The sequence below is a fragment of the Sphingobacterium sp. WM genome, assembly GCF_029542465.1.
In the GTDB taxonomy this organism is placed as follows: domain Bacteria; phylum Bacteroidota; class Bacteroidia; order Sphingobacteriales; family Sphingobacteriaceae; genus Sphingobacterium; species Sphingobacterium cellulitidis.
Genome location: NZ_CP120709.1, coordinates 4,099,810 through 4,122,031 on the forward strand (window position 1 = coordinate 4,099,810; position 22,222 = coordinate 4,122,031).

At 34.0% G+C, this 22,222-nt stretch carries 18 protein-coding genes; 5 read left to right on the forward strand and 13 right to left on the reverse strand.

What is annotated here, in order from left to right:
• Positions 1 to 3: 3 nt before the first annotated feature.
• Genes PZ892_RS17385 through PZ892_RS17400 form a run of 4 tightly spaced genes read right to left on the reverse strand, consistent with a single transcriptional unit; the run spans position 4 to position 6,238 of the window.
• The gene (locus PZ892_RS17385; RefSeq protein ID WP_094258715.1) at positions 4 to 1,047 is read right to left on the reverse strand and encodes a DUF5007 domain-containing protein; all 1,044 of its coding nucleotides are present in this window, start codon (positions 1,045 to 1,047) and stop codon (positions 4 to 6) included.
• A gap of 14 nt (positions 1,048 to 1,061) precedes the next feature.
• Entirely contained in the window at positions 1,062 to 1,733 is a 672-nt protein-coding gene (locus PZ892_RS17390) for a fasciclin domain-containing protein (protein ID WP_094258714.1), read from the reverse strand.
• A 14-nt stretch (positions 1,734 to 1,747) separates the two neighbouring features.
• The gene (locus tag PZ892_RS17395; RefSeq protein ID WP_094258713.1) at positions 1,748 to 3,271 is read right to left on the reverse strand and encodes a RagB/SusD family nutrient uptake outer membrane protein; all 1,524 of its coding nucleotides are present in this window, start codon (positions 3,269 to 3,271) and stop codon (positions 1,748 to 1,750) included.
• A gap of 18 nt (positions 3,272 to 3,289) precedes the next feature.
• Complete coding sequence (locus PZ892_RS17400; protein ID WP_277711722.1) at positions 3,290 to 6,238, reverse strand: SusC/RagA family TonB-linked outer membrane protein; 2,949 nt, start codon at positions 6,236 to 6,238, stop codon at positions 3,290 to 3,292.
• Positions 6,239 to 8,261: 2,023 nt separating this feature from the next.
• Here PZ892_RS17400 and PZ892_RS17405 point away from each other — a divergent pair.
• Positions 8,262 to 9,152 (forward strand): helix-turn-helix domain-containing protein, encoded by an 891-nt coding sequence (locus PZ892_RS17405; RefSeq protein ID WP_277711723.1) that lies wholly within the window; start codon positions 8,262 to 8,264, stop codon positions 9,150 to 9,152.
• Positions 9,153 to 9,225: 73 nt separating this feature from the next.
• Positions 9,226 to 9,801 carry a DUF417 family protein gene (locus PZ892_RS17410; protein ID WP_094281925.1) on the forward strand — a complete coding sequence of 192 codons (576 nt, stop codon included), beginning with the start codon at positions 9,226 to 9,228 and terminating at the stop codon, positions 9,799 to 9,801.
• Positions 9,802 to 10,131: 330 nt separating this feature from the next.
• On the opposite strand, the gene PZ892_RS17415 is transcribed toward PZ892_RS17410, so the two are convergent.
• Complete coding sequence (locus PZ892_RS17415; RefSeq protein ID WP_277711725.1) at positions 10,132 to 12,246, reverse strand: catalase; 2,115 nt, start codon at positions 12,244 to 12,246, stop codon at positions 10,132 to 10,134.
• 150 nt (positions 12,247 to 12,396) lie between these two features.
• Between PZ892_RS17415 and PZ892_RS17420 the strand changes: the two genes are divergently transcribed.
• The 3 genes from PZ892_RS17420 (at position 12,397) to PZ892_RS17430 (ending at position 16,297) form a co-directional block, all read left to right on the forward strand.
• Complete coding sequence (locus PZ892_RS17420) at positions 12,397 to 12,903, forward strand: pyridoxamine 5'-phosphate oxidase family protein (protein ID WP_094258707.1); 507 nt, start codon at positions 12,397 to 12,399, stop codon at positions 12,901 to 12,903.
• A 595-nt stretch (positions 12,904 to 13,498) separates the two neighbouring features.
• A complete protein-coding gene (locus PZ892_RS17425; RefSeq protein ID WP_277711727.1) occupies positions 13,499 to 15,691 on the forward strand; it encodes an ATP-binding protein in 2,193 nt (730 codons plus the stop codon).
• Between the two features lie 57 nt (positions 15,692 to 15,748).
• Positions 15,749 to 16,297: a biliverdin-producing heme oxygenase gene (locus PZ892_RS17430; protein WP_277711729.1), complete on the forward strand. Its 549-nt coding sequence runs from the start codon at positions 15,749 to 15,751 to the stop codon at positions 16,295 to 16,297.
• Between the two features lie 259 nt (positions 16,298 to 16,556).
• On the opposite strand, the gene PZ892_RS17435 is transcribed toward PZ892_RS17430, so the two are convergent.
• The 8 genes from PZ892_RS17435 to PZ892_RS17470 are packed head-to-tail and all read right to left on the reverse strand — an operon-like array spanning position 16,557 to position 22,176.
• Entirely contained in the window at positions 16,557 to 17,120 is a 564-nt protein-coding gene (locus PZ892_RS17435; RefSeq protein WP_277711730.1) for a lipocalin family protein, read from the reverse strand.
• Positions 17,120 to 17,803 carry a lycopene cyclase domain-containing protein gene (locus tag PZ892_RS17440; protein ID WP_094258703.1) on the reverse strand — a complete coding sequence of 228 codons (684 nt, stop codon included), beginning with the start codon at positions 17,801 to 17,803 and terminating at the stop codon, positions 17,120 to 17,122. The genes PZ892_RS17435 and PZ892_RS17440 overlap by 1 nt, the downstream gene beginning before the upstream one ends.
• The gene (locus PZ892_RS17445; protein WP_094258702.1) at positions 17,800 to 18,258 is read right to left on the reverse strand and encodes a sterol desaturase family protein; all 459 of its coding nucleotides are present in this window, start codon (positions 18,256 to 18,258) and stop codon (positions 17,800 to 17,802) included. The genes PZ892_RS17440 and PZ892_RS17445 overlap by 4 nt, the downstream gene beginning before the upstream one ends.
• Before the next feature lies 1 nt (position 18,259).
• The gene (locus PZ892_RS17450) at positions 18,260 to 18,727 is read right to left on the reverse strand and encodes an SRPBCC family protein (protein WP_277711732.1); all 468 of its coding nucleotides are present in this window, start codon (positions 18,725 to 18,727) and stop codon (positions 18,260 to 18,262) included.
• Positions 18,728 to 18,730: 3 nt separating this feature from the next.
• A complete protein-coding gene (locus PZ892_RS17455) occupies positions 18,731 to 19,189 on the reverse strand; it encodes a hypothetical protein (RefSeq protein ID WP_094258700.1) in 459 nt (152 codons plus the stop codon).
• Positions 19,186 to 20,022: a phytoene/squalene synthase family protein gene (locus tag PZ892_RS17460; RefSeq protein WP_277711733.1), complete on the reverse strand. Its 837-nt coding sequence runs from the start codon at positions 20,020 to 20,022 to the stop codon at positions 19,186 to 19,188. The genes PZ892_RS17455 and PZ892_RS17460 overlap by 4 nt, the downstream gene beginning before the upstream one ends.
• A 4-nt stretch (positions 20,023 to 20,026) precedes the next feature.
• The gene (gene crtI, locus PZ892_RS17465) at positions 20,027 to 21,499 is read right to left on the reverse strand and encodes a phytoene desaturase family protein (RefSeq protein ID WP_277711735.1); all 1,473 of its coding nucleotides are present in this window, start codon (positions 21,497 to 21,499) and stop codon (positions 20,027 to 20,029) included.
• Positions 21,496 to 22,176 carry a helix-turn-helix domain-containing protein gene (locus tag PZ892_RS17470; RefSeq protein WP_256962579.1) on the reverse strand — a complete coding sequence of 227 codons (681 nt, stop codon included), beginning with the start codon at positions 22,174 to 22,176 and terminating at the stop codon, positions 21,496 to 21,498. Before PZ892_RS17470 ends, crtI begins: the two co-directional genes overlap by 4 nt.
• Positions 22,177 to 22,222 lie beyond the last annotated feature (46 nt).

Below are 22,222 nucleotides of genomic sequence, written 5' to 3' on the forward strand. Positions count from 1 at the left end.
AGGTTATTTATCATCTTCAAATTGAGGTGTCTCTCCGGTAAACCGAACCTGAATTTCCCAATGCCCAGGCTCATAAATCGAATATTGTAGCCCAACGATATTACGCTCAACCAAACCACTTCTTCCTTTCCGGTCAAACACAAAGTTTGAAACCGCAGAGGTGCCTGAAATATCTGTATATCTGGTCCTTAGATTTACTAAAGGAATAGGATAAGCAACATCATAAGTAACCTTACCATTTTTGAAGGTTGGATTAAAACCATGAACCAGGTTATTCCAATCTGTTTTATCAAACTTCTTTATATCGATCACCTTGTTCAGTGAATCCAACATGCTGAAGGTTAAACTGCTACCAGGATTCTTATTATCAAGGTTTTTATGGAAAAACACTTTAACATCAGTAAAGAAGATAAAGTTTCCGGTCCTTTCCCCTTCTAAGTTTTCTAAGCGATAAGGATAGGTTGATGAATTTGTAGCTATCCCCGTTATTTGACTATAAATTGAAGGCTCATACGGACGTTCCTTCATAGGTTTTAATTTTAGGTTTCTTGCAAAACGACGACCTCCTGAGTTTGAAATCTCAACATCGAAAATATAACCTGAGTCTGGTTGAGTTTTTACAAACCCTGAATTCCCCGAATCCCAGAAAAATATATTACCAGACTTTTCTTGAATTTCCAACATTGGTCGGTATTCAGTCGTTCTTTTCTTTTCAATTTCTTCTAATGACTTCTCCTCTCCTGTGTAGATGGACTTCCAAGTCTTAACCGCAAACTTATCTGTAAGCTCCGTTGCTGGTTGACCAGTCACTGTCCGCGGATTAACAATTTTGAAAGTCAAGGGTAGGGTGGATGAATTTCCAGTAACTACAGGATTTTGATATTCAGTATTTCGTCCTAATGTAGGTTCAAATAAGGTTTGGCTGTAGTTCACATCATCACCCAACGCATCTAAATCTTCAGGAAGATTCGAAGTACATGATGGGTATAAGCATAATATTGCCATTGCAAACACTAGAAGTTGCCGATAGGTATATAAAACTTTCATAATTTTAGGTTATGCTATTGCGAGAATTTTGAGGTGAATTTATTAAAGCCAAAATCATGACCAGATGCTAAAACATGGATAACGCCATTCTTTGTTTTAATATTAACAGCACTGGTATTGATGTTTTGCCAATATCTTTGGAAGATCGAATTATTTACATCGGAGAAAATAATCTGTTGCTGCCCTCCATTTATCAATCCTGATGCACTTAATACGTTATACTGAGCGTGCATCCGATACCCATACTTATAGCTATCAATATTTAAACCGTCAATAAATGGCTTAAGCTCATCAATGTCTAATTCGGATTCGAAAATGTATCTACTTACCAATGAGTCCAAATCATTGCCAGGTACATCTTCAAGATATAAAGGTTGTTTATTGGTCAAGGCCCTGGTTGTGTTTAAGGCATCTACAGCAATTTCGAAGCTGCGATTCGTCGGAGCAAACAAGGTAAATGTTTCATCTGAATCTAGAGCCTGACGAATTGAAGGAAATCTATCCAAAACCAGTAATAGAGAATCGTATGTTTCTGGTTTACTCTCTAAATACTTTAGAATTGTTCCATCATAAACTGAGGCTTCATCATTATAATTATAATAATAGTCATTCCCCTTCTTGCAGGATGCTAAACAGAAAACTGCAAGTGCTATTATATTAAGTGTCGATAATTTAAGTAATTTCATGGTTTGCCAATTTTTTATTTCCAATAATCGTTTTGGGTCAACAGACCGTTCTTGCTAAGGACATCATCAGACAATGGCCAATAAATCCCCCCTTTATCTATCATTTCTGAAATCTTTGGATTTACTTTTAGAATTTTGTTTAATCGAACTTGATCATACCATCTCCAACCTTCGCCCATTAACTCTCTTCTACGCTCATTAAAAATTTCAATGATTAACGGTGTCGGTGATATGGTAGAATAATTCCGAACATTCCGTTGTGTTTTAACTCTATTTAATAAGGTAATAGCCTGATCTTCATTTCCTAAAACAGTTAATGCCTCAGCACGAAGTAGCGTGATTTCTTCCATCCTCGTGAAAATAAGGTTCGATCCAAAAATGGCATAGTTTCCATTTGAAGAACCATCGCGAATGATCTTGATTTTACTGAAGATTGGTGTTTCTCCAGAGTAATTGGTAAAATAGTTGGTTCTCGTAAGTCCTGAGATCGTATCAATACCAAATCGGGTATCATTAGGATCCTTAAATATGTTCACGATAGAATCCTTAGGAACATATAGGTCCGGATATTGTTTAGAAACCAAAGGATTTGCTAAGGTTAATTCTTCAATATGCCCTGAAGCTGAAGCTTCTCCATTACTGAACGCTGAACTGATTGACAACAATTGTCCTGCTCCATAATTGTTTGAAAATATTCCGGCAGTTCCACTCAAATTAGAAATCGAAGCCAAATAGGTGATTCCTATTTCATTGTAGTGATCAAGGATAAATTGAGTGTATACATCTACATTGATATAATTTCCTTGCCATGCTGCAATGTGAGCTAAAAGCGAATAAGCCGTTAATTTATTGAATAAGACTTTTCTCCAGGCGCCACTATTCTGCTCGTAATAGGATTGTGGACTTACTCCATATAAATAAGGTAGGTCTTTAACTGCAGTCAGAAGTTCGTTCTCAGCATAAGCCAATACCGAACGATAATCTGTTCTTGGTCTTTCAATGAAACTTTCGTCATCATATGACTTGGTAATCAATGGCACATCACCCCAAACTCTGCACATATAGAAATAAGCAAAGGCACGAATTACTCTCGCTTGGGCAATATCCAACCTTAAATTTAAAGGTGTATATCGTGAATCCTTTTCTAGAACCTCAGGTGCTCTTTCAATAAATAAGGAAGCCGAGTTGATAACTGCATAAAAATTCCTCCAGTTTGTCAAATCTTGAATCAATGGATACGATGCATTTAGTTCTTGATTGTTCATCGCTTTTAGATCACTACGGGTGTAGGAAATCAAATCCCCAGAGCGCAATTCTCCATAAACCCAATGTGCATTGTTTTCAAATAAAGCAGCACGCAGAAGACCATAGGATCCCATTAAGGCCGACCTTGTATCGGATATTTTATCCCACTGAAGTTCCTCTCCGGCATTTGATCCGCTAAATTCATCTAATTGTTTCTCGCAAGAGGTATTGCAAATAATGAAAAAGGAAAGCAAGAGATATACTATCGCATTTCTTTTAATTTTAATCATCATTATTTATGGTTTTTTTAGTTAAAAATCTAGTTTTAATCCAAGTGTATAGGTTGGTGCTAACGCAAGCCCCGATCCGTCATATATCCCATTGAAATTGATCAACTCCGGATCTGAGCCTGAGAATTTTGTCACAGTCAATAAGTTGTTCCCCATGACATATAAATATGCTCTTCGTAATGTCTTGACATTGTTTTTCAGAAATTCTGTGTTGGAGAAATCATATCCCACCGAAACTGTCCTGATCTTCAAGAAGGATGCATCTTCTAAAAATAAATCCTGATTCAATCTGTAAGGAACTACGCTGCTCCAAACATTATACAATGGGTATTTAGAAATATCAACATCCTGTTGCCAATGGAAAATTTCTTTAACAGCGTTGATGTCTCTACTCGATTCGGTATTGATAAAATCATATCGATTCGATGCACGTTGATTTAGGGCTTTTTGACCTAATGCGAAGTACGCCTGAACTGTTAGGTCAAAGTTTTTGTATTTGAAATTGTTGGTAAATCCTCCGTATAATTTTGGAGAACTATTTCCCATCAATGATCTATCCGATTTATTGATGACATTATCTCCATTTAAATCTTTCCACTTTGGATCACCAGCTTGAAGCTCTACGCCTTGGTAATTCAGTTTCTTACCATTCTCTCCTGTTGGAATTTGAGAATTATTGTCATAGATTCCTTCGTTATTTAACAACCAGAACTTATCAACTGCCTCACCTACCCGCAATAACCTGTCACCAACTTCTAGTTCTTTTAATCCCCCTGGTAATGCGGTAAGCTCGTTTTTATTAAAGTTTAGATTAATACTTGGTCTCCATTGAAAATCAGATTCTTTTGGCATAACCTGTGCAGAAACTGAAATGTCAACCCCAGTATTTCTTACATCCATCCCATTTTTATAAATCCCTTGGTAGCCATATTCCTGTGGTACTGGCACCAACATTAATTGATTCTTGTTTTCTTGATAATAAAGGGAAAGATTAGTTTGGATTCTATCATTTAAAAATCCGTTTTCTAAAGTTAAATCTGCTTGATTAGTATAAGCCCAATCTAAATTATATCCGATCCAACCTGTTTGGTAAGGTCTTGAAAATCCAGCTTGACCAAAATAGGAAACCAATGATGGTTCATTCTTCCAGCCCATTTGAACTGAATATTGTGGACCCATTGCATATCGTGAGTTCCATTCTGGAATTCCAATCTTAGCAAAGCTTGCACGAACTGAAAATTGATTCTCCAATTCTAATTGATTTTTTACATTCCAATTGGCCCTCAAGGAAGGTGTAAACAACCAACGAGAATTTGGCTGCGCATTAGACGAGGCATCCCATCTGATTAATCCATCAATATTTACGAAGTCCTTATATTGGTAACCAAATTTTCCAAAAACAGAGAACATTCTATAAATCTCCCTGTTGTTAATTCTATAAACCTGAATCCCTCCAATTGGCTTCAAATAATCTTCTCTCTGGGAATCTCCACTTACAACATTGATCTTGATGAAGTCATTGGGACCATCGTAGGCTCTCGCATAGTTATATCTGTATAGATCATCCTGATATTTTATCCCTCCTTTTGCACTAAACAAATGATCTTCATTCACTTGCTTTTTATACAATAATTCATTGGAGAAAATATACCTCTGAGAATAACCAAAATAGTTGGAGACAAAATTGATCGTTTCCATCAATTCCGAAGGGTAGAATACATCTCTGATTCCTTCTGAATAATCAATTGAAAAATTAGAGTTGAATTGAAGATTTTTTAAAATATCAAATTGAAGATCTAATCCACCTCTTACGGTATTTGTGACATTATCATCAACCGCAGCATCGTAATGATTAGCAAACTGACTGTATAAGTTATTACTTGGAGAAATCGGTGTTGAAAGATCAGGTAGATAAGCCATTTCAGCATAACGATCTCTAATATTCTTGTTTCTATCTCGTTCAGTTCTTATTGCATTAATATTTGCTGAAATTTTGAACCATTTGAATGGCAGCATATTGATATTAAATAGAGCGTTATACCTTTGTAAACCGGTCTCATCAGATGAGTTCGCGTCCCCAGTATAAGCTCCATAAAATCCAAAGTTCGCCCGATCGGTTCCTCCTCTTAGCCCCATATTTACATTATGTAGCAAGGCTACTTTATAATAACCATCTTTCCAGTTGGATGGACCATAGTAATTGAGATTCGTTGAATCGGCCAAGTACCCTGGATACTTCTGTCTCAGGTCAGTGTTACCATATAAACTGTAAAAAGGTTGACGGAATAGGTTTTCATATTGGGCATTAATTGGAGTAATGGATTGAATACTATTAATTCCAGTATAGGCATCGATAGATATTTCTCTAAAACCACTTTTTCCTCCAGTAGTCGTAATCCAAATTGCACCATTAGCAGCTAATGGACCAATTTCAGCCAACTTTAATGGATCTTTAATCAACTCAATGGACTCAATGGATCTAATATCTATCGTATTTAACAAGTCCGTTCCTGGGCCAATACGATTGATATCATATTTTTGGATTTCATAAGCGAAACTATGGTCTTGGGTAATCGGGATCCCATTAACAAAAACAGCCATGCGATTTGCATTTAAATCAACATTGCTAAACATTTTGTTTTTTATTCCACGGAAAACCAAGTTCTGATAACTGCCAGGTTCTCCTGAAGGCTGTTGAACATTTACACCTGAAAGGTTTCCTTTTACAATATCGGCAAGGCTAGTAAATGGTGCTTTTTTGAGCTCTATAACATTGATGCTATCTGAGACTCCAACAATTGACCTTTGTCTGTTAAAATCGGACACCTCTTTTTCAGATAATTCAGTAGTATCTATTAGTTCCTGCTGAAATGCAAAACGATATAATGAATAGGTCGAAGACATACCTGGCAGGCTTGCGCCAAGCAAGAAGAAAATTATTAAATAAGAGAGTTTAATCTTGTTATTCATAATTGATAAAATTGGTATTTGGTCAGTGCTTATACACTTAGGTTACACCAAGATATCCAATAAATGGGTTATGAATCAAATGAAAATTAAACGAAAACGTTTGCGCAAATTAACGCAAACGTTTGTTTAAGATGCATAATTTTACCTGAAAGAATAAAAAATTGATTCAATTAAAAGATAATAATTATAATAATGACAAACCCTAAACTTGGAAATGAATTAAGATTTCAGTTTTTAAGTTGAGATAAATTTTCAATCAATATAAATAGATTCACAATATATTTAGTTGATATTGAAACGTTTTATAATAATAAATATTAATAGAAGTTAGCTTGCAATCGATAAACTTTCTTGGTAAATAAGTATATAATAGACAATAAAATAGTTCCGGGAACTGCAAAGATTAATAATCCTCCATCTACAAATTATAAGCAAGTATATTGGAGATAGTGAACTCTTTGAGAAAATTGATTCCATTATTAACCCTCAAGGAATAAAATATGAAATAAATTATTTAAAGGTCTTTTTTATGCGCTGGCTTTAAGCCTCATTAACCGCTTTTAAGGCTTATTATAACGATAAAATTAACTCATTAATAGGAAAACCATAGTCATTATTGAAAAAAAAGTAAATGAAACAAAACCGTAAAAAAACAAACGTACAATCCTATTACTAGCATCCACCTCATGACCAGCAATCCACATGTATTCTTTGATAAACCTTAAATTGATATTTAATTTGATAATAAGCTTTTGATAATACTTCATATTTAGGTAAATAAAAAATATCCTATTCTAAAGAATAGAATATTTGATCATCACAAAAATATAACTCAATTTAAAATAGCAAAATACCCAAGATTGGGTATTTTCTTATCGACAAACAAAAAAATTAGTTTCCTATGAACAGGTCTTAAAATTTAATTCACAATCCTACAAGAATACAAATGGTATTATAATCAGAGTTTAAACATAATTTTTTTAAAACTTGATTTTGATCTTCAAACATTTTAAAGTTCATAACATCCTAAAGCATTTATTAATTAAAGTGAAATCAAAACCTATCCATTCACTTATAAGAAAGAAAACAATTTAACTTATAAAACCTCTATTAATCTCCGAATAAATATTTGATATGATTAAATAATTAGAAACAGCATTTAAGAATTAAAATTCCCCAAAAAACACAATTTTTATTTTTAATTGAGTATATTTGTGTCGTTAAGCATAAAGATCCTTAAAATCAACTAATTATTTAATTTTTCCCGACTAAGAAAATCAAAAGCGATATGCTGTTTAAAAATTAGCCCATACAGCATATCGCGTTATTATACCACTTGGTATAAACTGCTGTACCCTAAATCAGTCCAAATTTGACGTTTTTAGTTATCTAAGTAGATATACCACAAACCGGCGCTTTATTTATATTATATTTACTCCCATATCCTTATTCAAGTTTTATCAAACTTTTAAAGATAAAATTAAAATGATTGGCACAATAAAACTAAAATAAATCATATTCAATTCAAGCTATTATTCTCCAACATAATTTGTTTAATGAAACTTCTTAACTAGAATATCAAACTGTTAAAATATCTCATGGTTTTTGAAAATGTTTTTTCCATAATCCATCTTAAAATAAAAACAAAAATTATCAGAACAATTTTTAAGTCTAATTGTTACAACAAAATAATGGATTACTCGCAGCAATTAATGATTCATTGGGATAATATCCAAATCCCCGGCATTGTCGTAAAGTCGGGGATTATTTATTCAAGCAGACAATGCAACTTTACTTTCCATTATTGTTTTTTTACAATAAAAATCTCGTTTGTGCCCCACTAAATAATAGGTGTTTTTAACAAAAAAGCAACTTCATCTGAATAACACAAGCTTTAAAGAAAATAACCCCTTATACTAATATTTTCAGAATTTTAGTAAAAATTTTAAAGTTATTTTACCTAACATACATATAGATTTCATTTTGAAAACTTGATAATAAATTTTAGAGTAGGTACCAAAAATTGTATAAAAAACAGATAGATAATTGGTATATTACATTATTAATACAAATTAATAAAACTTCAAATCATTTGAACAATTTGATCATAATTGATAACATACCCTCTCATTCCATTCCATTTACTTTTAATGATCCATATTATCTTATCATCCTAATAAATAAAAAAGCAAAATTAACAATCGATTTTACTGACTATCAATTAAATGGTTTAAACATTCTTTTCTTATCACCTTTCCAACTTTTAAAATGTCACTCCGCTGAAGGTGAGGATATTACCATAATTAAGTTTCACAGCGATTTTTATTGTATAGAATATCATAATGAAGAGGTTTCTTGTAATGGAGTTTTATTTAATAATATATACGAAAAGCCTTTCTTTCCAATTGATAAATCATTATATCAAGACATCATCTACAATCTTAACAAATTAAGATCCTATTCCAACTCTATCCTAAAAAATGATATTTCTATTTCAAGAAGCTACCTACAATTAATACTAGCCTTATGTAGTAAGGAAAAGCATAAAATACATGAAGTTATGCTAAAAAAAGAAACACAGAATGTTGCTTATAATTTTAAAAAAATGTTGGAAGAAAACTTTATTCAGTACAAACCTGTAGCTTATTATGCTCAGAAGTTCTGCTTATCATCCTCAGCCTTTAACAAAAAGGTGAAAGCTGTTTTTTATAAACCTCCATCAAAGCTTATTAAAGAAAGAATAATTTTGGAAGCCAAAAAGAAACTGCACCTAACTTTTGCCTCAATTAAAGAAATCGCCTTCGATTTAGGGTTTAAGGATGAATTTTATTTCAGTAGATTCTTCAAGAAAGAGGTAGGAGTATCACCCAAATATTTCCGAGAAAAGACAGGGATATCCATTGTGGCAAAATAATCCATGTAATTAACCGAAGTTTACATGGTGAACCAGAATATTAGTAAATACTTTTGCTAAAAGTTAATTGCTTATGAAAAAAATTCTTAAATTATTCTCGAATTCCAACACATTTTTTACTCACTGCCTTCGTGTTTCTATCTTCATTGTAATGGTTTGGATTGGTGGACTAAAGGCATTCCAGTATGAGGCAGATGGGATTGTCCCATTTGTTGCTAACAGTCCATTCATGAGTTTTTTTTACAGTAAAAATTCACCTGAATATCAACAATATAGAAACCCGGAAGGTAAAACCGTATATAAAAATATAAGTTGGCATAGAACAAACAATACTTACATTTTTTCTTACGTATTAGGATCAATTATTGTCAGTATAGGAACTCTTACACTTTTTGGTATATGGTTGCCAAAAATTGGACTTGTTGGAGGACTTATGACCTTTGGGATGTCATTGGTTACACTCACATTTCTAATCACAACGCCAGAAGTATATGTTCCCAACCTCGGAGGGGATTTCCCCACTCCAAATCATGGTTTCCCTTATTTATCAGGAGCAGGACGTCTAGTTTTAAAAGATATAATAATGATGAGTAGTTCTCTTCTTATATGCTCTGATTCTGCTAAAAAAATAATCTTAAAAAACTCCTAATATATCTTGGGCCAACTTTTCTTTTCCTTTTTTATATGAGCGAGATTTTCCAAGCCGTACTTTACTTTTATTTTAGTAAAAAATGATCTTAATGGACATAAGAAATCATGGGCTGCTTAATATTCCTCTTTAGCCTCATGCTAGGTAAACAAGGTCCTAATATGCTTATATTTGCAGCTGATCATCCAGGCAATCTGATATCTGATAAGTTGAACATCAAGAATTTAAAACTAATCTTCGCTCCATGTCATATTATTTTCAATAAACTTTACCCTATAAGTTTTGCCTAACTTATAGAATAAAGTTTATTAACTAAATCTACATTTTAAATTATGAAGGAACTTTTCTGAAGCTTTCTCTCTCCCATACTCTGTGCTTTTTAAGTGTATTAACAAAATCATCTATCCAATTAGTATCTGACTCAAATATTACCCCCTGATCTTTTTCTATAAAAGATTTTGTTGCTAATTGTTCCGCTCCTTTGGCAAATGCAAGGGCTTTGCAATGTCGAAAACCTTCATTAATAAATTGAAGATAATCTGGATTTTTGGCTAATTTGGATGGAGAATCGCCATCAGGGGTATAAAATCCGTCAAAACAAACCGATACATCAGTCAAATAACTATGCTGAACCAGTTCTTCACCTCCTTCTTTATATTTTAAATTTCCAACATGCGAAGAAATCAGCACAGCCAAAGCACCTTCTTTCTCAAGAACTTTTTTCATTTTATCAACTGAGGATTTACTTACACCGTCATCCACCAGAAAGGCAATTTTTCGGCTTCGAATATTTCCCTCTTCACCTTTAACTTTCATACTCAAGAATTCAGATTTTTCGATCTCAGGTTCATTGGGCTCAATAGGATAATTTGGATGATTCTGCTGTGCAAATTGTAGAGTAAGGGGATCCAGAGATTTCATTGGTGTCAAGCCCAAATTTTTTCCTATAGCTTCTGCCAAAGCTTTGTCAACTTGATTTAATATTGCCAATTCACGTTTTCTGATGTCTACATTATTTACTTTTGACAACTCAAAACTAAAAGCATTGATAACATGACTTTGCTCTTCAGGGCTTAAAGAATTAAAAAATAATCTAGCTTGGGTAAAGTGATCTGCAAATGAACTCGACCTTGCTCTCACTTTTTTCCCGTCAACCTGTTGTTTCCCCGTTTGGTACCCCGTTTCTCCTTTCAGCATAGCTTGGTAAGGACAGCCATTTCCTTGGCTATTTGGAAAATAACTGGTGTTTCCTTTCAAGATATCCATTCTTGCAAACCCATCTTTTTGATTGTTGAACTTGCCATCGATGGGTTTATTGATCGGTAATTCATGAAAATTTGGACCGCCAAGCCTATAATTTTGTGTGTCCATGTAGGAAAAAATCCTTCCTTGGAGTAGTGGATCATCAGAAAAATCAATTCCCGGAACTACCCTTCCTGGATCAAATGCAGCTTGTTCTGTTTCTGCAAAGAAATTCTCCGGATTACGATTCAGCGTCATCGTTCCGATAATCATTACTGGAACAAGTTCTTCAGGAATAATTTTGGTTGGATCTAAAATATCAAATGAAAATTTCATTTCATCTTCCTCCGGTATCAATTGAACTCCAAGATCCCATTGAGGATATTCACCATTTTCGATAGCTTCCCAAAGGTCCCTTCTATGGAAGTCGGCATCAAATCCTGAAATTTTCTGCGCTTCATTCCACGCAACGGAATGTACTCCCAGTCTGGGTTTCCAATGGAATTTAACAAATGTTGATTTTCCCTCAGCATTTATGAATTTAAAGGTATGAACTCCAAAACCCTCCATCATCCTGAGACTCCTGGGAATTGCACGATCAGACATCACCCAAAGGGACATATGAGCAGCCTCAGGCATTAAGGATATAAAATCCCAAAATGTATCATGTGCTGAGGCAGCTTGGGGAATTTCATTGTTTGGTTCAGGCTTAACAGCATGGATAACATCCGGGAAATTCATTGCATCCTGAATAAAAAAAACTGGAATATTGTTGCCTACGAAATCATAATTTCCTTCCTTAGTATAAAATTTAACTGAAAAACCACGTACATCTCTGGCAAGGTCCGTTGATCCCTTAAATCCAGCAACAGTGGAAAAACGAGCAAAAACCGGGGTACTTGTGCCTTTCTTAAGGAAGTCAGCTGATGTATATTCAGAAATATCCGCAGTAGCCTCAAAGACTCCATGCGCTCCTGAACCTCTGGCGTGGACAACACGTTCGGGAATTCTCTCCCTATCAAAATGCATTAACTTATCAAAGAATATATGATCTTGTTGTAAGGATGGTCCCCGGTCACCAACTTTTAGCGTATTATTGTTATCATACACAGGAACTCCATCATTTGTTGTCATTACCTTGTTCATATTATCAACAACATGATTGTCAATATGAGATATAAAAGGTTTCTTTTCTTCTTTCATAGAGTAAATTTTATGGTTTTCAATGATCCATTTTATTAAAAAAATATGGAGAATGCTTTCATTTGTTGAACAAAAAAAACAAATAAATGTTCTGATAATTTTAACTAAACAATTGTCGACTATTTAGTGTTTAAATAAAAAGATTAAATTATGGCAGAGAAATTTATTAGAGACCAAGAAGCACAAATCAAATTAAAATCCATTGTTGATCAAATTGACATCGGTACAATTTGCACTTTCACTCCACTTTCTCCCTATCCTCATGGTGTACCTATGAGCAGACAAGAAGTGGATGAAGCAGGAAATATATGGTATATCTGTTCTTCAGAAAGTGAAACTCACAAAAATTTAGAAATCGATGACAAAATTTCCATCTTTTATGCCGATCCTAAAAACTATAGATTTTTAAGCATTAATGGAACTGCAATACTAAGCAGAGACCAAGTTAGAATTGATAGATATTGGAATAAGATGATGGAAAGTTGGTTTGAAAAAGGGAAGGACGATCCCAATATTAAATTAATTAAGGTTACACCAAGTGAAGCTCACTATTGGGAATCCGGGTCCAATAAGATTGTAAATTTATTTGCCATGTTGAAAAATGCCCTTACAGGAAGTAACGAAGATATTGGTGAAGAAGGTGAATTAAAAATCTAATTCACCATAAAGTTAGCAAAAAAATCCTTTCTGGAATTTATTTTTTTTATCACTTACCTGGATCAGTTGCCCATCAATTTTACTTATTAAAATAATAACAAAAACCTTTCGCCTTTTTGATGTAATTATTTTTCAAAGATTATACACTAATTCTACCACCATAACAATGTACTTTTTTAATAACCCAGGTCAATAACAATTTTAGGAGCATCTTTATTTAAAATTATAATTGAGTCAAATAATTCCTTTCTTTTCATAGTTGAGGTCAATCCTTGAAATTTAATCTCTTTGCATTTATTAGATTTGATATCGAAAGTGCAAAGTACTTTTACGTTAAAACCCTTAACTGAGTTACAAACTTAAATTATAAGGTGAAAAAACAGGAACTATGAACTTACTGTTCTATCCCACTATTTAAAAACTATTGAATTTCAATAAAACAATGGCATAAATGTCGAATGGATAATTTGTCATTGGAATAATGTTACTAACGGATATTTTTAATCACTTTTTAAAATTATTCTTCTTACTTTGCTTGCAACTGATTTTCTAAAGTCGTTATAAAGAGTTTTGGTACACAAACAGGTGAACATAAATGGAAAAGATAAATTGTGAGGATGAAAGAATCCAATTTCTAGGCAAAGTTCAAGATATAGGATTTGTGATTTTTGTTAGTCAGTCCTCAATTATTGAAGCAGTTAGTGACAATATTCAAAAGTATTTACCAAAAACATCCTCTAAAAAGCTTATCGGTCAAGCATTATCTGATTCATTTATTGGAAATATTGCAGAAAAGGAATTTATATCAAATAGCATTAAAGAATTAGGTAATTGTCCTGATTACAAGAGGTATACAAAATTAATTGAGGTTGAAGATAGTTCATTTTATTTAAGCATTTCTAATTGCTTGAGTACAATAAGTTTAGAATTTGAGTACTCAACCATTCAAAATTATAACAAAAACAATTTTATCAACAATAAATTGTTAGAACTTCAAATGGTCGAAGGGGACATTTGGAATAATTTATCGGAGGTACTTTCAGAAAATTTAGAGGTAGATAGAGTGATGGTCTACCAATTCAATGAAGATAGAAGTGGGGTTGTTATTGCTGAAACTTTAAAGAAGCCTGAACTAAATTCTTATTTAGGCTTGAATTATCCTGAATTTGATATTCCAAAACAAGCTCGAGAACTTTATAGAACAAAACATTGCAGATTTGTTGTCGATACACATGATGAAGGTTCAATTATCAGTTCTCTAGAAGGGAAAGAAATAAACCTTCAAGATGTGTCCATTAGAAGGTTATCGCCTATTCATTTACAATATTTAAAAAATGCAGGTTTTCGATCCAGCATAAGTTTTTCCATAATGATCAAAGGCGAACTATGGGGGCTGGTTTGTTGCCAAAATGAATCACCAAAACATGTGGATCTAAGTATTCGAAATTTCTCTTTACTGGCAACAAATTTTGCAGCAAATAAATTTCAACAATTGGAAGATAATGAAATAATCAATTATCTTAAAGAGGTTCAGGAACTTGAACTTCAACTTAAGGAAAAGGTATTATTAAAAAGCAATATTTTTCTTGAATTAAAGGATTTCTCAAAAACCCTTATTCAAATGTTGGAGGCTGATGGAATCGCCATTGGATTTAAAGACTCTATTTTCTTGGATGGTTTACATCCAGAGAAGGAAACGCTGAGATCACAAATACCCAAACTATCAGAATTGTCCAAAAATCACATATTTACCACTCACGCGTTATCGTCTCAAAACAATATATATGAAGCCTTTGGAAAATCAATTGCAGGATTAACTTTTGCAAGTATTGACAATAAAAAGGATTTTTTTATAATTTGGTTTAGAAAAGAAATCCCCTTAAATAAAGATTGGGCAGGAAAACCAGAAAAATTTTACGAAGAAGATAAAGTTGCGGGAATTTTCAAACCTTCACCAAGAACCTCCTTTAATCTTTGGTGTGAACAAGTAAATGGAACATCCAGGAAATGGAATTCCAAACACCTACATTTTATCACACGAATCAGAGAAATCCTCAGAGATTCAATGTTAAATAAAGCCGCTGAAATTGACTCATTGAATACCCAGTTGATTGAAATGAACAATGCTTTGGACACATACGCATATACCATTAGCCATGATTTAAAGAATCCACTTTCTGCAATTAAAGTTTCTACTGAATTTCTTCAATATCGGCACGATGTTAATCCTCAACTCTTAAAGAAAATGACCTCAAATATTCTGGATTCTGTACACATCATTATGAATATGCTTGATAAAATCCATCAATTCTCAAAAGCAAACTCGTTTAATTTTGAAAAAGAAATGGTTGAGCCTGAAAACTTTGTGCCTGAAATTATCAATATGAGCAAAAATAGATTCGGCTCCAACAATGTGCAGGTGACCGTCAATAATTTACTCCCTGTCCTCGGTGAGAAAACTTTGCTCTATCAACTATTTTTGAACATAATTGGTAATGCAATAAAATATTCGTCAAAAGTTGAATCATCTTTTGTCACTGTAGACTCTTTTATTACCGATAATGGTATTATTTATACCATTTCAGACAATGGAATCGGTATTGAAGAAGAAGAACTTAAGTCCATTTATGAAATGTTTAAGCGCATGTCTAACTCTTCAGGTTATGAAGGTTCAGGAATCGGAATGTCCATTGTAAAAAGGATCGCTGATAAATTAGGGATTGATATCACAATTAAAAGTAAACTTGGAAAGGGAACTTGTGTAAAACTGATGTTTCAGCCTAACTAATTATCAAATTTAAACTTGCCCTGAACAAAGGCGGGCCATGAATTATTATCCTTTTTTATGAAAATTTCTGATTTTTTAAAACAAGAAACTAAAGAATTACATCAAATTTCCGAAGCATTGGTGATTAAATATATCCGAAATATGGCTTCAAAAGAAGACTATATTAGATTACTGACAAAGTTCTATGTATTTAACAAAGAGATACATCAGTTTACGAATTTATATGTACAACAATTTTCCGGAGATTATCCTTTCTTCCAGGGATTAGTAAAAATCAATCAGGATTTTGTTGCCTTAAACCTAGATTTACCTAATATGAAGCAAAGGGAAATTTTCAAAAATCTCCACAATGACCTACATGCACTCAGTATACATTATGTTCTGCAAGGATCGTCCTTGGGAAGACCATATATTGCTAAAATCCTTAATAAACTAGATTTCGTTTCAACTAACCATTATTTTAACGAAATTTCAGATATAGGTCCTCAGGACTGGAATCGTTTTAAATCAATACTAAATTCCAATATTCCAATAGAAAATAGAGATCAAGCTGTTTCTTGGGCAAATTTGACATTTAAATTTTTGATAGACTTATTTAGGGATTGAAATGTTTTAGTAAGAGAGTAATTTGTGTTTTTTGACTTTATTTTATAGAGGACCCGGCAGATCTAAATATATTGACCTCCAGAATTAAAACCATCACTAGACTTTATCGGCTCTCCTTATTCCTAAGCATTCATTATTTAGCATTTTACCCAAATTTCTTTAGAAAGAATCTACCCACCTAAAACAGATGTATTAATTGTCAAATTTCATTGTTCTGAAAAATTGACTTAACACTCAGGAAATTTCAGGAATAGAAAAGCTATTCCTCTTTTAGGAATGGATTATCGGTACTATCGTGCTTTAGCCAGATCAGTTTAGAGGTATCATAACCAATCCTTTGTGCACTGTTTAGAAAGCTTGTTTTAATCTCATCGGGAATATGCTTTGTCCTTGATAAAATCCATAAATATTTCAAATTTTTCCCGGCAACCATCGCATATCGGTAATTTTCGTCCAAAGCAATGACATTGTATCCAGAATAAATGGGGCCGAAAAAACTTACTTTTAATTCAGCAATATCCTTATTCCCCCTAATTTTTGCTAAACCTATGGCTTTTTCCCATTTTCCCTTCTTGTAGTTGTAACCGCTGTTAAATACCATAACATGGCCATCTTCATTCAAGCTATATTGGGCGGATACATTGTCCAGATCCTTTTCAAAACTGAAATCAAAACGAGCAATTTCATACCAAGTTCCCAAGTAACGATCTATTTCAAAGTTTTTTACCCCTCCAGCTCCCTTGGGAATGGATGCACAGGAATTTAGGTATGTAAATAGAACCACAGAACATGCGGTTACCAAAATCCTATTTTCTATGACCATTATATTTTTTTAAATAATTTAAAAAAATAAAGCACCAAAAGAAATTGCGTATATCCATAGACGGCATCCTCAATTGGTATCGTTAATATGCGTACCCCCAGAAAGTCCCGGGAGTTGTAGTTCACTATGGGCGAATCCAATCCCGTCCCGGTCAGCACGCCGTTTACTGGAAGAAAACCCAACATTAAAACTGTAAAAACAAGCGATGCTTTTCCGATCCATTCTGCCCGGACAATAAAATGTAGGTAGATTAAGGTTGTTAGGGTAGCGATAGCCGTGATAAGTGTGTATATTTTATCATAATGCAACAATGCCATAACCGAACAGACAATCACACTGATAAAAACAATCAGGTTATTAAACCCCGATAGCCATTCCAACCTGAAGAACTTTTCAAAACAGAAATAGGTAAATATACATGAAAACGGAATACATATAAAAAACAGCCATTCCTCAATCGGTAGCCCGGCCAATACTATTCCGAGCGTATAATCTGTATTGAACCACCAAACACCTTTTGCCGTAAACCAAATATCCCAAGCAATGAAAGGGATGGCAACAATAATTGCAGATTTTAAAAACACGCCAAAATGACGATTAAAGTGAATTCGTTTATCGTATGAGGCAATGAAACATATGATGACCGTAAAGAACAATATTGCGGAATAGGTATAAGCCATCATTTTTTCCCAGAGTTAAAGTACATTTTAAAATATTTGAATGGAACAAAAAGAAATCCAAAACATTCACCGTCTTCTTTCCCGATATGCCTGTGATGTTGCTTGTGTGCCCTGCGGAGTGCCAAAAAATATGGGTTTTGGGTCTGGGACAGAAATTTTACCCTTTGATGGATAAAAATATCGTGCACAAAAAAATAAGCCATTCCGTACAGCAAAATACCTAATCCGATATGAAACAGATAGTTGAAATTTTCTACCGACCCGAAATACATCAAAGCTATCGTTGGTATGGAAAATAAGACAAAGAAGAAGTCGTTCTTTTCAAGAGCGCCCTCACTGCTGTGGTCGTGATGGTCTCTGTGCAAGAACCAAAGGAAACCGTGCATGACATATTTATGGATAATCCAGGTTGCCCCTTCCATCAATGTAAATGTGATCAATACGATTAAAAAGGCCATATCAGTTATTAATTGGGTTAAAGAGTTTTTCTAAAGTGTCGCGCCGGAAATCGAAAATCTCCCTCAATTTCCTTTTCACTAACAGCAAATGTGCAATCTCTCCAACAAGACCGAAAGGCAGTTCGTAATCTACCGTATCCTTCATCAAGACCCCATCTTTATTGGGGATGAATTCATGAAAATGCCTCCAGTACTTATAAGGTCCTTTCTCCTGTAAATCAATAAAGCATTTATTGTGTTCAATATGGGTGATTCTTGTCCTCCACTTCAACGGGATTTTCAGCAACGGAGAAACGATATAGTCGATGATCATACCCTCAGCAATCTCCTCAGCGGTATATTCCGACAGCACTGTAAAACCCATATCTTTAGGTGTAATCTTGGAAAGGTTCTTGGGGGAAGAGAAGAAACGCCAGGCTTCTTCGATATCACAGTTCAATTGTTGCTCTCTGTATAGCCGATTTATCATAACTTAATCCTTTAAAAGTGTACCTATCATCTTAAGAAGAATCTCTGACCTGATTTGGGGACTGTTTGCCTTAATAAATGCAAAATCCTCATTTATGTTTGAGTTGTACCCTAAAAAGAAGGGAGCATTTTTTTGAACAGAAAGCCGGATAAACCTTAATTCAACATTATTAGGTTCTTTTTTGATTGCTTGCTCGATGTTTTTCTTTCCTTCTCTGAATGTTTTGAGTTTGCTAATCGGACTAAAAACATGATTTGCCCAAATAGTTTGCAATCCACCTAAATATCCAAGATGAGTAGCCGATTTGTTTTTAGACTCCATCAATTCTTCAATCATTCTTTCGCACAATGTCCGGTTTGATACCAACATGCTATAATTAGACCTCACTTCTTCTACAGCAATTGGATTAAAACTCTTAAAATATAATATTGAACAAATGAGCAAACCAGTAATCTTGATCATAAAAAAGCCGTTTTATATCGTACATAACTTTTGAATGCCACATATGCCTTTTCAGCATTGGGAACCCGAATCCTATTATTCAATATCTCTTTGGAGGATCTTCTTTTTATTTTTTGGAACAATGACAAATAGTACCTATAAGCTAAATATACCCCGAACCTAGCTGAACTGGGCAGTTTCTTAATTCCGACAAAAGCAATTTTAAACTCTTCTTCTATTTCCTTTTCAATCTGACATTTCACGAAATTATCAAATATGCACATATCAATATTTGGAAAATAGGTCCTGCCCAAAACCTGATAATCATCCCTCAAATCTCTTAAAAAATTAACTTTTTGAAATGCGGAACCTAATTTCATTGCATAAGGTTCCAATTCTTTATACTTTTCGGCGTGGCCATCCGAAAAAACTTGCAGGCACATCAACCCAACTACTTCCGCAGAACCAAAAATATATTCTTCATATAGCTCTGAATTGTAGTCTAGTTTCCGCAGATCCATTTCCATACTATGCAGAAACTTTTCAATTAGGATTAGGTCTATTTTAAACAGGTTTACCGTTTCCTGAAAGGATTGAAGGATTGGATTAAGGGATATCCCCTCGTGAATTGCCAAATAGGTTTCTGCCTTTAACCGGCTCAAAAGCTTCTCTTTATCATATCCATGAAAACTATCCACGATTTCATCGGCTAATCTCACGTATCCATATATTGCATATATTGCAGATCGAATCGATGGTTTCAGCGATAGGATTCCCAAGGAAAAACTAGTGCTATATTTCTGGGTTGTTATCTTGCTAACCGAGTATGAAAGTTCGTCAAACAGCTGTTTCATGGTTTTAATTTTTTAGTTTGATTAATTCGTTTGCTACTATTTTACCCGAAATAATGGATGGAGGGATTCCAGGTCCAGGAACGGTCAATTGACCTGTGTAGAATAAATTTTTCAATCCTTTATTTCTTATTTTGGGCTTTAGGACTGCAGTCTGACCTAGCGTATTAGCCAAGCCATAGGCATTCCCACCATAGGCATTATAATCCGAAATAAAATCGCTGACACAGTAGCTTCTTTTGTATTCGATCTTTGATCGTAGATCTTTTATCCCTGTATGCCTTTCTATCCTAGAAAGCATGTTGTTCAAATATAGTTCGCGTGTAGCTTCTCCATCGTCAATTCCGATTGCCAACGGCATCAGAAGGAATAAGTTCTCTTTGCCCAGGGGAGCTAATGAACTGTCTGTTTTGGAAGGGCAACAGGAATAAAAGAGAGGCCTTTCTGGCCATTTTTTTTCCTCATATATAGAATCAATATGTTCATCAAGATCATTCTCAAAAAAAAGTGTATGATGTTCGAGGTTGGGGATGTTTTGATTGATCCCTAAATAATAAATTAGACTGGAGGGTGCAAAGGTTCTATTTTGCCAGAATTCTTCAGAATAATTTCTGTTCTCTTTACTTAATAGGGTTTCTGTATGATGGTAATCCGACGAAGCAATGACAGCGTCAAATTCATGGATTTTGCCATTTATGGTTAAAGAGCTAACCTTTTCGCTACCTGTGTTTATACTTTCAACGGTTTTGTTGAAATGGAAATAGACCCCTTGATTTTCGGCTACTTTTTTCATTGCCAAAACCAATTGATAAAATCCGCCCATAGGATAATGTGTCCCCAAAGCATAACCACCGTAATTCATTAGACTATACAATGCAGGGATATCCTTTGGAGAAGCACCCAGGAAAATTACGGGAAATTCCATTAAGGTCCTTAGCTTTTCACTTTTAAAATATTTAGCAACATAAGCCCTGAAGCCCGTCAACAAATCCAATTTAATCGCACTTTTGACTATTTTAAAAGATAGAAATTCACTCCAATTGTGACAGGGTTTATTGATAAAATCCTGCATTCCTACTTCATACTTGAATTTTGCAGCTTGCATGAATTTTTCCAATTGCAATCCGGCTCCTTTTTCGATTCTTTCAAACAAGAATTTAAGCTCTTCTAAACTTTCAGGAATACTGATTTTTCCTTCTGAAAAAACTACTTCAAACTGTGGGTTCAGCGATATCAACTCAAAGAAATCAGAAGTTTGACAACCGAAATCAGCAAAAAAACTATCCATAATATCTGGCATCCAGTACCAGCTGGGACCCATATCGAAAACATATCCATCATCGGTTGAAAACTGTCGTGCTCTACCTCCCGGCCGGTCATGTTTTTCAAACACGTGAACTTCATTACCAGCCTTTGCCAGGTAGGCACTTGCAGATAGACCCGAGAATCCTGACCCTATAACGGCTATTTTCTTCTTCATCGCCTTTTATCCTTTAAAGCTTCATTCAATAAATATTCTGTTTCAATATTCTTGTTATAAATAAGTTGATGGAACTCATTGAGTTTATTGAGCAATTTGATCAGCTCCATTTTTTCGGAATGTTTTAAGTCTCCTGTAACTATTTCAGTCGCTTTCCTGATTCTATCCATTTGGTTTTCTAAAACATTCAATCCTTTTTTGCTGATTTTTAAAACTTTACTTCTTTTGTCAATTTCAGAATCCGTTTGATTGACCCAACCTTGAGAAATCAGACGATTGATAATTTGCATTCCGGCGGGTTTTTCGTGAACGTTCTTTTTTATCAAATCCATTTTGGTCATTTCGCCAAACGCCTTTAAGTTAATCAGGTATATAAAGTCTTCTTGTGAAGAGAAATCAGAACCGTATATAGCTGATTTAGAGTAGCTTTTAGCATATCTGTTCATATGGACAATTAAAGTACTAATTACACTTTCTGCACTTCGCCCATTTTCTTTTCCTTCCCAATAAGGATCGTTATCCATTTCCTGGCTGTTATATTTGATGTTAATCCATCTTTTAAAGCCTTCGATATCATCAGGATATATGTTTTCGACCGAATTTTCTATCTCAAATTCTTCAACTAGATCGATAACACTTTTTAAAATATCGTACTTCATTTTTGTTTTGTTATACAATTATACTATTTTTATTTTAAAAAAGTATATTTTTATACTTTTTTAA

Coding starts and splice junctions, on each gene's coding strand:
- PZ892_RS17385 (WP_094258715.1), bottom strand. CDS start 1,047: ATGAAAGTTTTATATACCTATCGGCAACTTCTAGTGTTTGCAATGGCA.
- PZ892_RS17390 (WP_094258714.1), bottom strand. CDS start 1,733: ATGAAATTACTTAAATTATCGACACTTAATATAATAGCACTTGCAGTT.
- PZ892_RS17395 (WP_094258713.1), bottom strand. CDS start 3,271: ATGATGATTAAAATTAAAAGAAATGCGATAGTATATCTCTTGCTTTCC.
- PZ892_RS17400 (WP_277711722.1), bottom strand. CDS start 6,238: ATGAATAACAAGATTAAACTCTCTTATTTAATAATTTTCTTCTTGCTT.
- PZ892_RS17410 (WP_094281925.1), top strand. CDS start 9,226: ATGAAAAAAATTCTTAAATTATTCTCGAATTCCAACACATTTTTTACT.
- PZ892_RS17415 (WP_277711725.1), bottom strand. CDS start 12,246: ATGAAAGAAGAAAAGAAACCTTTTATATCTCATATTGACAATCATGTT.
- PZ892_RS17420 (WP_094258707.1), top strand. CDS start 12,397: ATGGCAGAGAAATTTATTAGAGACCAAGAAGCACAAATCAAATTAAAA.
- PZ892_RS17425 (WP_277711727.1), top strand. CDS start 13,499: ATGGAAAAGATAAATTGTGAGGATGAAAGAATCCAATTTCTAGGCAAA.
- PZ892_RS17430 (WP_277711729.1), top strand. CDS start 15,749: ATGAAAATTTCTGATTTTTTAAAACAAGAAACTAAAGAATTACATCAA.
- PZ892_RS17435 (WP_277711730.1), bottom strand. CDS start 17,120: ATGGTCATAGAAAATAGGATTTTGGTAACCGCATGTTCTGTGGTTCTA.
- PZ892_RS17440 (WP_094258703.1), bottom strand. CDS start 17,803: ATGATGGCTTATACCTATTCCGCAATATTGTTCTTTACGGTCATCATA.
- PZ892_RS17445 (WP_094258702.1), bottom strand. CDS start 18,258: ATGGCCTTTTTAATCGTATTGATCACATTTACATTGATGGAAGGGGCA.
- PZ892_RS17450 (WP_277711732.1), bottom strand. CDS start 18,727: ATGATAAATCGGCTATACAGAGAGCAACAATTGAACTGTGATATCGAA.
- PZ892_RS17455 (WP_094258700.1), bottom strand. CDS start 19,189: ATGATCAAGATTACTGGTTTGCTCATTTGTTCAATATTATATTTTAAG.
- PZ892_RS17460 (WP_277711733.1), bottom strand. CDS start 20,022: ATGAAACAGCTGTTTGACGAACTTTCATACTCGGTTAGCAAGATAACA.
- crtI (WP_277711735.1), bottom strand. CDS start 21,499: ATGAAGAAGAAAATAGCCGTTATAGGGTCAGGATTCTCGGGTCTATCT.